Genomic DNA, 15,089 nt, shown 5'->3' on the forward strand with positions numbered 1-15,089 from the left:
CCCCCCATTCTTTGGCCCCCACCCAGACCATGACCGAGCAGACCCCCGCACCGCAGCCCGCTGACGAAAACAGCCTGATAGCCGAACGTCGCGCCAAGCTCAAATCACTGCGCGGGCAGGGCATTGCCTATCCCAACGATTTCCGCCGCAGTGATTTCGCGGGCGATCTGCAGGCGCGCTACGCCGACAACGAGACCTGGACCGCCGAGGCGCTGGAACAGGCGCAGCAGACGGTCAAGCTGGCGGGCCGGTTGATGGCCAAGCGGGTCATGGGCAAGGCCAGTTTCGTCCAGATCCAGGACGAATCCGGCCGTATCCAGCTGTTCCTGCAGGCCAACGCGCTGGGCGAGGTCTATGACGCCTTCAAGAGCTGGGATGTCGGTGACATCATCGCCGTCGAGGGCGGCCTGACCCGGACCAGGACCGGCGAGCTGTCGGTCAAGGCGGCCAGCCTGCGGCTGCTGACCAAGTCACTGCGGCCATTGCCGGACAAGTGGCATGGCCTGTCGGATGTCGAGCAGCGCTATCGCCAGCGCTACGTGGATCTGATTGTCACCCCGGAGGCACGCGAAGTGTTCTTCAAGCGCTCGCGGATCATCCGCGCGATGCGCGAGTGGCTGGATACGCGGCGGTTCCTGGAAGTGGAAACGCCGATGATGCATTACATCCCCGGCGGCGCTACCGCCAAGCCGTTCACCACCCATCACAACGCCCTGGACCTGGACCTGTTCCTGCGGGTGGCGCCGGAGCTGTACCTGAAGCGGCTGGTGGTCGGCGGGATGGAGCGGGTCTACGAGATCAACCGCAATTTCCGCAACGAAGGCGTCAGCACCCGCCACAACCCCGAGTTCACCATGCTCGAGCTGTACGAGGCCTACGCTTCGTACCATGAGGTGATGGACCTGACCGAAGCCGTCATCCGCGATACCGCCAACAAGGTCCTGGGCAGCGCCCAGGTGAGCTGGGAAGGCAACCTGATCGACCTGCAGCCGGCGTTCCGTCGCTGGCGCATGGACGAGGCCGTGCGCCATTACAACCCGGAAATCTCGGTCGCCGACTGCACCGACCGCGACGCCCTGCTGGGCCATTGCGAGCGGCTGAAAATCCGGGTCAAGCCGGGTTACGGCTGGGGCAGGCTGCTGCTGGAGGTCTTCGAGGCCACCGTCGAGCACACCCTGATCCAGCCGACCTTCATCACCGACCACCCGGTCGAAGTCTCGCCGCTGGCCCGCGCCAGCGATACCGAGCCGGGCTATACCGACCGCTTCGAGCTGTTCATCAACGGCAAGGAAATCGCCAACGGCTTTTCCGAGCTCAATGACCCGGAAGACCAGGCGGCGCGGTTCATGGCCCAGGTCCAGGCCAAGGAAGGTGGCGACGACGAAGCCATGCATTTCGATGCCGACTACATCCGGGCGCTGGAAGTCGGCCTGCCGCCGACCGGGGGGCTGGGTATCGGCATCGACCGGCTGGTCATGCTGCTGACCGGCTCCGACTCCATCCGTGACGTGTTGCTGTTTCCCTACATGCGCCCCGAGAGCACCGGCTGAGCCACCCCAGCGTCACATGTGGCCATCCGCCCGCCCAGCGGAGCAAGCTGGCGGCGGGTTCAATGGCCGCAAGCGGTCCCGGACCGCGTCAATTCCAAGGGGCCCGAAGCAATGCTGGCGAGCATCTGGCACGGTCCATGCATGGATTTCAGGCAAGCGCCGGGCGGGTCCGCCAGACTGGCGCGGCAGGGCAGCGATGTGAGAAGCGCTCGCCCGCGCTAACATGGATGCATTCGTCACGCGGGACACAAAGCTTATGCTCGATATACCGGTCGCGTTCAGGGAGGTATGCTTGCCCGATAGCCAATCCGCTTGGCCGCCGGAGGCGGTGTCTCCTTTGAACATTGTCATTGTTGATGATCAAGCCTCCGCACGGACCATGCTGCGCCATGTCATCGAGGACATCGCACAGGAACTGGTGGTTCGTGATTTTGGCGATCCGCAGGTGGCCTTGGACTGGTGCGAGAGCAACCGTGTCGACCTGTTGCTGCTGGACTACCGCATGCCCGGCATGGATGGACTGGAGCTGGCCCGCCGTTTCCGCCGCCTGCCATTGCACCGGGATATCCCGATCATCCTGATCACCGTGGTCGGCGACGAACCGATCCGCCAGGCGGCGCTGGAAGCCGGGGTCATCGACTTCCTGGTCAAACCGGTGCGTCCGCGTGAACTGCGGGCCCGCTGCCGCAACCTGCTGCAGCTGCGCCAGCAGTCCGAGAACGTCAAGCAGCGCGCTTTGTCGCTGGAGCAGCGCCTGTTGTCGAGCATGCACGAGGTCGAAGAGCGCGAGCGCGAGACGCTGTCGCGACTGGCCCGCGCCATCGAGTACCGCGACAGCGGCACCAGCGCCTACCTGGAGCGGATGGCCCATGTCGCCGCCCTCATTGCCGAACAACTGGGGCTGTCGGAAGAAGACATCCGCGCCATCGAGCTGGCCGCGCCACTGCACGACATGGGCAAGATCGCGATTCCCGACTCGGTGCTGATGAAGGCCGGGCCGCTGACGCCGGAAGAAACCGACGTGATGCGGCGTCATCCCAAGATTGGCTACCAGCTGCTGTCCGGCAGCCAGAACCGCTTCATCCAGACCGGCGCGGTCATCGCCTTGCGCCATCACGAGCGCTATGACGGCAGCGGTTATCCGGATGGCCTGCGTGGCGAGGAAATCCCGCTGGAAGCCCGTATCGTCGCCGTGGCGGACGTCTTCGACGCGCTGATTTCACCGCGTCCGTACAAGAAGGCCTGGGAGCGCGACGCCGCTCTGGCGTATCTATATGCGCAGCGTGGCCGGCTGTTCGACCCGGCCTGCGTCGATGCGTTGATCCGCGGCAGGGCGCGGCTGGACGAAATCTGTGAACGCTACTCGACGGTGCAGAGCCGTCCGGGAATGGAATAGCCATGACCCGCCTGCCTGCCTGGCTGCACCGCCGCCTGTCCCATCGACCGGACAGCGAGCACGGCCAGGCGTTGATCCGGATCGCGATCTTCAGCGGCGTGATCATCTACATGCTGGCCGGCGCCTTGCACGGCAGCCTGCCGCCGGATGTCTACCGCACCGCGATCGCGATGTCCGGCATTGGCGCCGGACTGGGCGCGCTGCTGTTCCTGGGCATCCTGCTCCGGCCCGGCCGTTCCGACCTGCGCCGGATCCTGGGCATGCTGGTCGACTACGGCCTGATGGGCGTGGCGATGGTGCTGAAGGGCGAGCCACTGGCGTGGCTGTACGTCATCCTGATGTGGGTGACCATAGGCAACGGCCTGCGCTACGGCAACCGCTACCTGGTCGGTGCGGTAGTGTCGGCCTGCGTCACTTTTGGCGCGGTCATTGCCTTCAATGACTACTGGCGGCAGAACCTGAGCCTGGGCATCGGCCTGTGGATCGGGCTGATCGCGGTGCCGATGTACCTGTCCGGCCTGCTGCGCAAGCTGACCCGGGCGACCGAAGAGGCGCGTCGCGCCAACGAGGCCAAGAGCCGATTCCTGGCCAACATGAGCCACGAATTCCGCACCCCGCTCAACGGCCTGTCCGGCATGTCCGAGCTGCTGGCGACCACCCGTCTGGATCAGGAGCAGCGTGAATGTCTGTCGACCATCCAGGCCAGCACCCGCAGCCTGCTGGCGCTGGTCGAGGACGTGCTCGACATCTCGGCGATCGAAGCCGGCAAGCTGAAGCTGAACAATATCGAGTTCGCGCCGCGCGAGCTGGTCTCGGGCATCGGCCTGATCCTGTTGCCGCAGGCGCGCAGCAAACAGCTGCATTACGAGGCGGTGGTCTCGGACGCGGTGCCGCAACGATTGATGGGTGACCCCGGCCACCTGCGCCAGGTGCTGCTCAATCTGGTCGGCAACGCGGTCAAGTTCACCGATCGCGGCCAGGTCAAGCTGGATGTGTCGGTGATGCCGGGTGACGGCAGCGCGACCATGTTGCGATTCACCGTCACCGATACCGGCATCGGCATCCCGGTGGCGGTGCGCACGCGCCTGTTCGAAGCATTCGAACAGGCCGATGCGGGCCTGGCACGGCGCTACGGCGGCACCGGGCTGGGCACGACCATTGCCAAGGGCCTGACCGAAGCCATGGGCGGCCGCATCGGTTTCGAGAGCAGCGAAAAGCAGGGCAGCTGTTTCTGGGTCGAACTGCCGTTCTCGGAAGTGGCCAGGCAGCCGCTACCGGCGGTCGCAGAACCGGCCAGCTGGGCGCAGGATCAGGACGCGCAACCGCAGGCGGAAAACGTCATCGCGTTCTCGGATCCGTTCCTGCGCCATCGCGCACGCGTGCGCAGCCTGCAGGTGCTGGTCGCCGACGATCATGAAGCCAACCGCATGGTGGTGCAGCGGCTGCTGCAGAAGGCCGGTCACCGGGTGGTCTGCGTCAACGGCGGTGCGGAAGTATTCGATGCGCTGGACAACGCCGACTACGATGCAATCATCTGCGATCTGCACATGCCCGAAGTCAGCGGCCTGGATCTGCTGAAGCAATTGCGGGTCATGAACGCCGGCGGTGGCAAGTCGACCCCGGTGATCATCCTCAGCGCCGACGTCACGCCCAATGCCATTTCCAGTTGCGAGCGGGCCGGCGCGCGGGCGTTCCTGGCCAAGCCGGTGGTCGCTTCGCGGCTGCTCGACGTGCTTGGCGATATCGCCAACAACGGCGCGATCACCCAGGCCAACAGCGTCAGCCAGATCTCACCGGCGCGGATGGGCGAGGAAATCCTCGACATGACCGTGCTGGACGAATTGAGTGCGCTGGGCATGGGCAAGGCCTTCGAGCAGGAATTCATCGCTCAGTGCCTGAATGATGCCGATGGCTGTATTGGTGCCATGGCCCACGCGATGGAGCAGGGTGCCGGCGAGAACATCCGCGACCATGCGCATGCCCTGAAGGGCGTGGCCAGCAATCTGGGGCTGGTCCGGGTGGCGGCCGCCGCCAGCGAACTGATGCGGCTGAGTGACTGGCAGATTTCGCGCGAATGGCGCCAGCGCCTGGCCGCGGTCAATTCCTATCTGGCACAGGGCAGGGCGGCACTGGACGCGCGCGAGCGCACCCGCCAGTCGCCCGAACAGGGCAGCGACCGTACCACCTGATCTGGTTGGGGCCGGGTCGCACGTTGCTCGGAGCATCGACTCGGAGAGCATCGGGGATGCCAGCCGGAACCGCGCTGGCCCGGCGGGTGGTTGCCCATCCCGCCCCCTGTCAGCCAGCCCTCATGCCTGCCGCGCCGACCGTACGGACGCTCCCACTCCAGCGGCCGTGGTCGTGGCAGCAGTGGATCAGGCAGCCTTGATACCGGCGCGCTTCTCCTGCGCGCGGACGATGCGTTCCATCATCCGCAGCGACTTGTCGCCCAGTGCCAGCGCGGTGTCCACCCAGATTTCGGTGATGCCCATCAGTTCGTCGTAGCTGACCCGCTGGGCCAAGCCGCGGACCTGGTTCATCGCCAGGTGCGAGTACGGCGCCCGCTGTTGCTGGCGGATCAGGTTCTCGACCGCGGCGACACCTTCGCCCTTCGGCACCAGCACGTCGACGATGCCCATCCGGTGGAATTCCTCGGCGCTGTACATGTTGCCTTCCAGGATGATCCGCTCGGCCAGTTGCGGCGACACCCGCTTGCACAGGAACGAGTACGCGCCCATGCCCGGGAACAGGCCGAACAGGACTTCCGGCAGGCCCATCTCGACGCCTTCCTCGGCGACGATGGTGTGGCAGGCCAGTGCCATTTCCAGACCGCCGCCGAGGGCATCGCCCTGCAGCAAAGCGATGGTGCGGACGTCGCCGCCCAGGCCGGTGTTCAGGGTGTAGACGCCATCGATGCATCGACGTGCGTAGCCCAGCAGGTGTTCGCGGTCGTTGCTGCGGATCAACTTGGCGAACAGATCCAGATCACCGCCCAGATTGAAGGCGTTGGCGGCCGAAGCCAGCACGAAATGGCGCAAACGCCCCGGTTGCCGCTCGCTTTCACGCAGGGTGATGGAAGAGGTGAACTTCCACATGTCGTCCAGCAGATCACTGCGGAAGCAGGGACGGGCGCCGGCCGCGGCGTCGTTGTGCATGAACATCCAGTGGCTGCCGTTGTCCGGCGCGGACTCGATGCGGATGGTCGGGAACTGGGTGGTGCGCTGCAGCTTTTCGATATTGCTCATGGGATTTCCTCGGGCTGGGTGGGTGCGGCAAAACTGTGACTGGCTCGACATACACAGTGATGCTACACCTGAACCGTTCAGGAAATGCCAATGAAAACGGTCACTTATGCGCCCAAGGCGGGTCTGGGAGTGGATCCTGCCCGGTTTCTGCGACCATCAGCACAGAAACAAGCCGCCGGATCAGTCACGAAAAAGCCGGCACGAGGCCGGCTTTTTTGTCCTGAGTCAGACTGAGGCGTCAATGCGCGGTAGCAGCCGGCTCCATCGGCTCGTTGCGCAGTTCCTTGCGCAGGATTTTTCCAACATTGGTTTTCGGCAATTCGTTGCGGAACTCGATGTGCCGGGGCTGCTTGTAGCCGGTGAGGTTTTCACGGCAGTAGGCCTTGATCTGATCGGCGGTGACATTGGGATCCTTGCGCACCACGAACACCTTGACCGACTCGCCCGAGCGCTCATCGGGTACGCCGACGGCGGCCACTTCAAGGATTCCATCCATGCCGGCGATGACGTCCTCGATTTCATTCGGATAGACGTTGAAACCGGAGACCAGGATCATGTCCTTCTTGCGATCAACGATGTAGAAGAAGCCGCGTTCGTCCATCTTGGCCATGTCGCCGGTGTGCAGCCAGCCATCGGCGTCCAGCACCTTGGCGGTTTCTTCCGGGCGCTGCCAGTAGCCCTTCATCACCTGCGGCCCCTTGATGCAGAGTTCGCCGACTTCACCGGTGGCGACCAGGTTGCCGTCTTCATCCTTGAGGCAGGCATCGGTGCTGGAAATCGGCAGGCCGATGGCGCCGTTGTATTCCTTCAGGTCCATCGGGTTGATGCAGGCGGCCGGGGAGGTTTCGGTCAGCCCGTACGCTTCGACCAGGGTTACGCCGGTGACCTTCTTCCACTTGTCGGCGACCGCCCGCTGCACAGCCATGCCGCCACCCAGGGTCATCTTAAGCGTCGAGAAATCGATCTCGCTGAAACCGGGTGTGTTGAGCAGGCCGTTGAACAGGGTATTGACGCCGGTGATGGCGGTGAACGGAATCGACTTCAGTTCCTTGACGAAGCCGGGCATGTCGCGCGGATTGGAGATCAGGTAATTGAGGCCTCCCAGCTTCATGAATACCAGGCAATTGGCCGTTAATGCGAAGATGTGGTACAGCGGCAACGCGGTGATGATGATCTCATGGCCAAGCTTGAGGTCGTTGGCTGCCAGCCATTCACCGGCCTGCTGCATGTTGGCGACCAGGTTGCGGTGGGTCAGCATCGCGCCCTTGGCTACGCCGGTGGTGCCACCGGTGTACTGCAGGAATGCGATGTCATCCAGTTCGATGTCGACGTCGGGCAGCGCGTGCCGCTGGCCCAGCGCCAGCGCCTGCTTGAAACGGACCGCGCCGCGGATGCTGTAGTCGGGCACCAGCTTCTTGATGTACTTGAGCACGAAGTTGATGATCGGGCCCTTCGGGAAACCGACCATGTCACCGAGGCCGGTGGTGATCACGTGGCGGACCTGGGTGTCCTTGATCGCTTCGCTGGCGGTGATGCCGAAATTGTCGACCACCAGCAGCACGCAGGAGCCGGAATCAATCAGCTGGTGCTTGAGCTCGCGCGGGGTGTACATCGGGTTGACGTTGACCACGGTCAGCCCGGCACGCAGCACGCCGAAGATGGCGATGGGGTACTGCAGGCAGTTGGGCATCATGATCGATACCCGGTCGCCCTTCTTCAGTTGCAGCTCGCCCAGCAGGTAGGCGGCGAACTGGCGGCTCAGGGTGTCGATTTCGCCATAGGTGAGCACCTTGCCGAAATTGCTGAAAGCGGGACGGTCGCGATAATGGTCAATCGCGTTGTCGAGCACGGAAAGGATGGAATGGAACTCCTCCAGATCCACGGTATGCGGGACGCCTTGCGGATAGCTGCTGAACCATGGACGATCCTGACTCATCTTGTGTTCTCCCTCCCCAGGGTGTGTTCGGTAAACGGGTGGATGGGTGACGTGACCCGCATCGGGTCGAGACCGTGATGAGCATACCCTCCCGGATGGAAAAGGCGAAGCGCTTGAAACAGCTGTCGGCAAACCCCTGTCCTGGCGGCAGGCGGCTCAGCCGGACGCGCACGCATCGCGCGTGGCTGGTGACATCGATGCTGGTATGCGCGCTGTTGTCTGGCTGCCGATCCAGCACGGCGGAACAGCAGCTGCGCCAACAATTGGCCGGGATCACGCAGGCACTGGAATCACGCGGCGTCGACGCGGTGATGGAGCCGGTGAGCGAGGATTTCATCGGTAATCAGGGCATGGATCGTGCTGCGTTGCAGCAACTGGTCACGGCACGGATGCTGCTCAATCGCCAGATCGGCGCCACCGTTGGACCGATCGAGGTACTGATGGTCGATGATCGCCATGCCACGGTCACCTTTCCGCTGCTGCTGACCGCCGGCAATCGCCGCTGGCTGCCGGAAGCCGCGCGCACATGGCAGGTCGTCAGCGGTTGGCGGCGCGACCAGGACGGCCACTGGCGCATCCATCACGCGCAGTGGTCGCCGATACGGTAAACGTCATCAGTGCCGCCGCCGCTGGTGCAGGCCAGCAGCACTGAATAGTCGGCTCAGTCCCTGGCAGCCAACTGGCGCAGCACGTAGTGCAGCAGCCCGCCGTGGCGGAAGTATTCCACTTCCTTCGGCGTCAGCAACATCACCTTGACCTGGAACTTGACCTGGCGGCCGTCGGCGCGGCTGGCGGTGACCAGTGCACGCTTGGCGGCGCCGTCTTCAAGACCGGTGATGTCATAGATCTCGGTGCCATCCAGCCCCAGCGAGGTCGCGCTCTGGCCGTCGTCGAACTGCAACGGCAGCACGCCCATGCCAACCAGGTTGGAGCGATGGATGCGCTCGAAACTCTCGGCGATGACGGCTTTGACGCCTTGCAGCAAGGTGCCCTTGGCCGCCCAGTCGCGCGACGAGCCGGTGCCGTATTCCTTGCCGGCCAGCACCACCAGCGGCACGCCATCGGCCTTGTACTTCATCGCCGCGTCGTAGATCGCCATCTTTTCCGGCTCACCGCTGCCGAAGTACAGCGTGTTGCCGCCTTCCTCGCCACCGAAGAACAGGTTCTTGATGCGGATGTTGGCAAAGGTGCCGCGCACCATCACGTCATCGTTGCCGCGACGGCTGCCATAACTGTTGAAGTCGGCCGGCTGCACCCCGCGTTCCTGCAGGAATCGTCCCGCTGGCGAATCCTTCTTGATGTTGCCGGCGGGCGAGATGTGGTCGGTGGTGATCGAGTCGCCGAACAGGCCAAGCACCCGCGCCCCGTGCACATCCTGGATCTGGCCGACCTGCATGGTCATGCCATCGAAGTAGGGCGGATTCTTGATGTAAGTCGAGGCCGGATCCCAGGCATACAGATCGCCGTCAGGCGAGTCGATGTTGTTCCAGCGGCTATCGCCCTTGAATACGTCGGCGTAGTTGTTCTTGAACATCTCCGGGCCGACGGTGCGGGCGATGAAGTCGCCGATTTCCTTGTTGCTCGGCCAGATGTCCCGCAGGTAGACCGGCTGGCCATCGCTGCCGGTGCCCAGTGGTTCGCTGCTGAGATCAATGTCGGTGGTGCCGGCGATGGCATAGGCGACTACCAGCGGCGGGCTGGCCAGGTAGTTCATCTTCACTTCGGAATGGATGCGGCCTTCGAAATTGCGGTTGCCAGACAGCACCGAGGTCACCACCAGGTCACCCTCGGCAATGCCGGCGCTGACTTCGGTCGGCAGCGGACCGGAGTTGCCGATACAGGTGGTGCAGCCATAACCGACCACATAGAAGCCGAGTTTTTCCAGATCATCCAGCAGGCCGGCCTTCTTCAGATAGTCGGTGACCACCAGTGAACCTGGGCCGAGCGAGGTCTTGACCCACGGTGCCCGGGTCAGCCCCTTGGCGGCTGCGTTGCGGGCCAGCAGGCCGGCGCCCAGCATCACCGCCGGGTTGGAGGTGTTGGTGCACGAGGTAATGGCGGCGATGACGACGGCACCGTCCTTCAGGCGCACCTTGTTGCCGTCAATCTCGATGTCGGCGTAGCCCTTGTTGGTGGCTTCGTTGCCGACCGCGGCGCCACCGCCTTCGGCAATGAAATCGGCGATTTCGCCGCTGCGCTTGTTGCGCGCTTCGGTAAACACGCTCAGGTTCTGCCGGTAGTTGCTCTTCAGGTCCTGCAGCAACACCCGATCCTGCGGACGCTTGGGCCCGGCCAGCGACGGTTGCACCTGGCCCATGTCCAGTTCCAGGGTGGCACTGTATTCGGCATGCGGGCTGTTGGCGTCGTGCCACAGGCCCTGGGCCTTGGCATAGGCCTCGACCAGTGCGATCTGTTCTTCGCTGCGACCGGACAGGCGCAGATAGGTCAGCGATTCGGCATCAATCGGGAAGATGCCGCAGGTAGCGCCGTATTCGGGCGCCATGTTGCCGATGGTGGCACGGTCGGCCAGCGGCAGGTGCTGCAGGCCATCGCCGTAGAATTCGACGAACTTGCCGACCACGCCATGCTTGCGCAGCATCTGGGTGACAGTCAGGACAAGATCGGTGGCGGTTGCGCCTTCCGGCAGTTTGCCGGTCAGTTTGAAGCCGACCACCTGCGGAATCAGCATTGAGGAAGGCTGGCCGAGCATTGCCGCTTCGGCTTCGATGCCACCAACGCCCCAGCCGAGCACGCCGATGCCATTGATCATTGTGGTGTGCGAATCGGTGCCGAACACGGTATCGGGGTAGGCCAGCATCTGGCCATCGCGCTCGGCGGTCATCATCACCCGGGCCAGGTTTTCCAGATTGACCTGATGGACGATGCCGGTGTTTGGCGGCACCACCTTGAAGTTGTCGAAGGCTTTCTGGCCCCAGCGCAGGAAGCCGTAGCGTTCCTTGTTGCGCTGGAATTCAATCTTGCCATTCAGATCCAGCGCTTCAGGCTTGCCGAACACATCGACCTGGATCGAATGGTCGATGACCAGCTCGGACGGAATCTGCGGGTTGATCTGCTCGGGCTTGCCGCCCAGCTTGACCACTGCGTCGCGCATCGCCGCCAGGTCGACCACGCACGGCACACCGGTGAAATCCTGCAGCACCACCCGTGCCGGCATGAACGCCACTTCGGTATCGGGCTCGGCACTGGCCTGCCATTCGGCAACGGCCTGGATATGCTCCGGCGTCACCGATACACCATCTTCGCAGCGCAGCTGGTTTTCCAGCAGGATCTTCATCGAATAGGGCAGCCGGGCGATGTCGAAGCGCTCGCCGAGTTTGGGCAGGCTGTAATAGGTGTAGGACGTGCCGTTGACATCCAGGGTGGCGCGGGTGGCGAAGGAATCGCTCATCGAAAGAGGCTCCTGTAGCTGATGGGGAGGTCAGACCGAGCCGGCGCGGTCGATTGCGGTGCCGACTTGTTCCATTACCCGTTCATGATAGCGCCTCAAACGTTACGTTTAGTTGAGTATGTATAAAAAAGTACGTATAATTTCCGCATACTCAAGGAGACGCCGATGGAAGCCACCGTTGCCGAACGCGGACAGATCACGCTGCCCAAGGCAGTCCGCGATGCCTTGGGCCTGACCAAGGGCAGCGTGCTCAAGGTCGAGCTGGACGGCAGCCGGATCGTGCTGCGCAAGAGCGTCGACGATGCCATTTCCCGGGCCCGCGGACGTTTCAAGCTGGACGGTTTCGAGTCCACCGACGACGCCATGCGCACCATCCGCGGCCGCGCCCCGGGTGAGCCGCTGGACCCGGCGCAATAAGGCCTTGTGATGATCGCACTCGATTCCTCCGTACTGGTCGACCTGCTGGCCGATGGGCCCCAGGCCGACGCTGCCGAAGCCTGCCTGCGGCAATGCCTGAGCAGCGGGCCGGTGGTGATCAGCGACATTGCCCTGGCCGAGGTCTGCAGCGCGCTGCGCGATGGTTCCGAAGCGCTGGCGGTGTTGGAAGACATGAGCATCCGTTTCAGCCCGCTGGAAGCCAAGTCGGCGTTGCGCGCCGGCGAAATGCAGCGCCGCTACCGCCAGCGCGGCAGTGCCGGGGCGCGTGCCCGCGCGGTGCCGGATTTCCTGATCGGGGCGCATGCGTTGTTGCAATGCAATGGCCTGATCACCCGCGATGACCGTTTCTATCGCGACTATTTCAAGGGTTTGAAGCTGATTGTGCCGAGCGCCGAATAGCCCGTTACCTCCCTTTCGAATCACCACGCCACATCAACACCGGAGTCATCATGTTGGAAGCCTATCGCCACCATCTCGCCGAGCGCGCCGCGCTGGGCATCCCCGCATTGCCGTTGTCCGCGCAGCAGACCGCGGAGGTGATCGAGCTGCTGAAAGCTCCGCCAGCCGGTGAAGAAGCCTTCCTGCTGGATCTGATCAGCAACCGCGTGCCGGCCGGCGTCGATGATGCCGCCCAGGTCAAGGCCAGCTACCTGGCCGCGGTCGCCTTCGGCAGCGAGCAATGCCCGTTGATCAGCCGCGAACACGCCACCGAACTGCTGGGCACCATGCTCGGCGGCTACAACATCCACCCACTGGTCGAATTGCTCGACGACGCCGCACTGGGCAGCATCGCCGCCAATGCGCTGAAGCACACCCTGCTGATGTTTGATGCCTTCCACGACGTCAAGCAGAAAGCCGACCAGGGCAACGCCAACGCCAAGGCGGTGCTGCAGAGCTGGGCCGACGCCGAATGGTTCACCAGCAAGCCGGAAGTACCGGCCAGCCTGACCGTGACCGTGTTCAAGGTGCCGGGCGAAACCAATACCGATGACCTGTCACCGGCCCCGGACGCGACCACCCGTCCCGACATCCCGATGCATGCACTGGCGATGCTGAAGAACAAGCGCGACGGCGCTCCGTTCGAACCGGAAGAAGACGGCAAGCGCGGCCCGATCGCCTTCATTCAGTCATTGAAGGAAAAAGGCCACCCGATCGCCTATGTCGGTGATGTGGTCGGTACCGGTTCCAGCCGCAAGTCGGCGACCAACTCGGTGCAATGGTGGACCGGCGAAGACATTCCGTTCATTCCCAACAAGCGCTTTGGTGGCGTCTGTCTGGGCAACAAGATCGCGCCGATCTTCTACAACACGATGGAAGACGGCGGCGCGCTGCCGATCGAGCTGGACGTCAGCCAGATGGACATGGGCGACGTCATCGAGCTGCGCCCCTACGAAGGCAAGGCGCTGAAGGACGGCAAGGTCATCACCGAGTTCGAGGTCAAGTCGGACGTGCTGTTTGACGAAGTGCGCGCCGGTGGCCGCATCCCGCTGATCATCGGCCGCGGCCTGACTGCCAAGGCGCGTGAGGCGCTGGGCCTGCCGGCCTCGACCTTGTTCCGCCTGCCGATGCAGCCGGCCGACACCGGCAAGGGCTTCACTCTGGCGCAGAAGATGGTCGGTCGCGCCTGCGGTCTGCCTGAAGGGCAGGGCATGCGTCCGGGTACCTATTGCGAACCGAAGATGACCTCGGTCGGCAGCCAGGACACCACCGGCCCGATGACCCGCGACGAGCTGAAAGATCTGGCCTGCCTGGGCTTCAGCGCGGATCTGGTGATGCAGTCGTTCTGCCACACCGCCGCCTATCCGAAGCCGGTCGACGTCAAGACCCACCACGAGCTGCCTGCATTCATCAGCAACCGCGGCGGCATTTCGCTGCGCCCCGGTGATGGCGTGATCCACAGCTGGCTCAATCGCATGCTGCTGCCCGACACCGTCGGTACCGGTGGTGATTCGCACACCCGTTTCCCGGTCGGTATTTCGTTCCCGGCCGGTTCCGGCCTGGTCGCCTTCGCCGCCGCCACCGGGGTGATGCCGCTGGACATGCCGGAAAGCGTGCTGGTCCGCTTCAAGGGCCAGATGCAGCCGGGCGTGACCTTGCGTGACCTGGTCAATGCGATTCCGCTGTACGCAATCAAGTCGGGGCTGCTGACCGTGGCCAAGCAGGGCAAGAAGAACGTGTTCTCCGGCCGCATCCTCGAAATCGAAGGCCTGCCGGACCTGAAGGTGGAGCAGGCATTCGAACTGTCCGACGCCTCCGCCGAGCGTTCCGCCGCTGGCTGCACCGTGCACCTCAACAAGGAGCCGATCATCGAGTACATCAACTCCAACATCACCCTGTTGAAGTGGATGATTGCCGAAGGCTACCAGGATGCCCGCAGCCTGCAGCGCCGGATCACGGCGATGGAGGCCTGGCTGGCCGATCCGCAACTGCTGAAGGCCGATGCCGATGCCGAATACACCGCGGTCATCGAGATCGATCTGGCCGACATCCACGAGCCGATCGTCGCCTGCCCGAACGATCCCGACGACGTGAAGACCCTGAGCGAAGTATCCGGTGCGGTCATCGATGAAGTGTTCATCGGTTCCTGCATGACCAACATCGGTCACTTCCGTGCGGCCTCCAAGCTGCTGGAAGGCAAGCGTGACATCCCGACCAAGTTGTGGGTCGCGCCGCCGACCAAGATGGATGCCGCCGAGCTGACCCGCGAAGGCCATTACGGCACCTTCGGCAGCGCCGGTGCGCGGATGGAGATGCCGGGCTGCAGCCTGTGCATGGGCAACCAGGCGCAGGTCAAGGAGGGCGCCACGGTGTTCTCGACCAGCACCCGCAACTTCCCCAATCGCCTCGGCAAGAACTCCAATGTCTACCTGGGCTCGGCGGAACTGGCGGCGATCTGCTCGCGGCTTGGCCGGATCCCGACCAGGGACGAGTACATGGCCGACATGGGCGTGCTCAGTGCCAACGGTGCCGAGATCTATCGTTACATGAACTTCGATCAGATCCAGGAATACACCGAGGTGGCCGACAAGCTGGCCGCGGCCTGATCAACGGCGTCACGCAATACAGGAAAACCCGGCGAAAGCCGGGTTTTTTCCTGCTGCGATAGACAACTCCC

Annotated in this window: 10 protein-coding genes; 7 read left to right on the plus strand and 3 right to left on the minus strand. The window is 63.7% G+C overall.

The genetic code is table 11. From position 1 onward, the window contains the following. Positions 1 to 29: 29 nt before the first annotated feature. From lysS to ABB29_RS05170, 3 genes are all read left to right on the plus strand, one after another. Positions 30 to 1,550, plus strand: a complete 1,521-nt coding sequence (lysS, locus tag ABB29_RS05160; protein ID WP_057657554.1) for a lysine--tRNA ligase — start codon at positions 30 to 32, stop codon at positions 1,548 to 1,550. A gap of 256 nt (positions 1,551 to 1,806) precedes the next feature. Further along, positions 1,807 to 2,946 (plus strand): cyclic di-GMP phosphodiesterase response regulator RpfG, encoded by a 1,140-nt coding sequence (gene rpfG, locus ABB29_RS05165; RefSeq protein ID WP_057657555.1) that lies wholly within the window; start codon positions 1,807 to 1,809, stop codon positions 2,944 to 2,946. Between the two features lie 2 nt (positions 2,947 to 2,948). Then, positions 2,949 to 5,135, plus strand: a complete 2,187-nt coding sequence (locus tag ABB29_RS05170) for an ATP-binding protein (protein WP_057657556.1) — start codon at positions 2,949 to 2,951, stop codon at positions 5,133 to 5,135. A gap of 186 nt (positions 5,136 to 5,321) precedes the next feature. Here ABB29_RS05170 and ABB29_RS05175 read toward each other — a convergent pair whose 3' ends face one another. Both ABB29_RS05175 and ABB29_RS05180 read right to left on the minus strand, forming a co-directional pair. Continuing rightward, on the minus strand, positions 5,322 to 6,191 hold the full coding sequence (locus ABB29_RS05175; protein ID WP_057657557.1) for a crotonase/enoyl-CoA hydratase family protein: 870 nt from the start codon (positions 6,189 to 6,191) through the stop codon (positions 5,322 to 5,324). Positions 6,192 to 6,429: 238 nt separating this feature from the next. Beyond that, positions 6,430 to 8,127 (minus strand): long-chain fatty acid--CoA ligase, encoded by a 1,698-nt coding sequence (locus ABB29_RS05180; RefSeq protein ID WP_057657558.1) that lies wholly within the window; start codon positions 8,125 to 8,127, stop codon positions 6,430 to 6,432. Between the two features lie 263 nt (positions 8,128 to 8,390). Here ABB29_RS05180 and ABB29_RS05185 point away from each other — a divergent pair, with 263 nt between their 5' ends. Continuing rightward, positions 8,391 to 8,735, plus strand: coding sequence for a Cif family virulence factor (locus tag ABB29_RS05185; protein ID WP_157062510.1), 345 nt, complete (start codon positions 8,391 to 8,393; stop codon positions 8,733 to 8,735). A gap of 53 nt (positions 8,736 to 8,788) precedes the next feature. Here ABB29_RS05185 and acnA read toward each other — a convergent pair whose 3' ends face one another. Next, a complete protein-coding gene (gene acnA / locus ABB29_RS05190; protein ID WP_057657560.1) occupies positions 8,789 to 11,536 on the minus strand; it encodes an aconitate hydratase AcnA in 2,748 nt (915 codons plus the stop codon). A 165-nt stretch (positions 11,537 to 11,701) separates the two neighbouring features. Between acnA and ABB29_RS05195 the strand changes: the two genes are divergently transcribed. From ABB29_RS05195 to acnB, 3 genes are read left to right on the plus strand one after another with little or no spacing between them, the layout of a single operon-like run. Next, the gene (locus ABB29_RS05195; RefSeq protein ID WP_057657561.1) at positions 11,702 to 11,953 is read left to right on the plus strand and encodes an AbrB/MazE/SpoVT family DNA-binding domain-containing protein; all 252 of its coding nucleotides are present in this window, start codon (positions 11,702 to 11,704) and stop codon (positions 11,951 to 11,953) included. 9 nt (positions 11,954 to 11,962) lie between these two features. Beyond that, positions 11,963 to 12,373, plus strand: a complete 411-nt coding sequence (locus tag ABB29_RS05200) for a type II toxin-antitoxin system VapC family toxin (RefSeq protein WP_057657562.1) — start codon at positions 11,963 to 11,965, stop codon at positions 12,371 to 12,373. Between the two features lie 50 nt (positions 12,374 to 12,423). After that, positions 12,424 to 15,018 (plus strand): bifunctional aconitate hydratase 2/2-methylisocitrate dehydratase, encoded by a 2,595-nt coding sequence (acnB, locus tag ABB29_RS05205; RefSeq protein WP_057657563.1) that lies wholly within the window; start codon positions 12,424 to 12,426, stop codon positions 15,016 to 15,018. Positions 15,019 to 15,089 lie beyond the last annotated feature (71 nt).

The sequence above is a fragment of the Pseudoxanthomonas dokdonensis genome, assembly GCF_001431405.1.
GTDB lineage: Bacteria > Pseudomonadota > Gammaproteobacteria > Xanthomonadales > Xanthomonadaceae > Pseudoxanthomonas_A > Pseudoxanthomonas_A dokdonensis.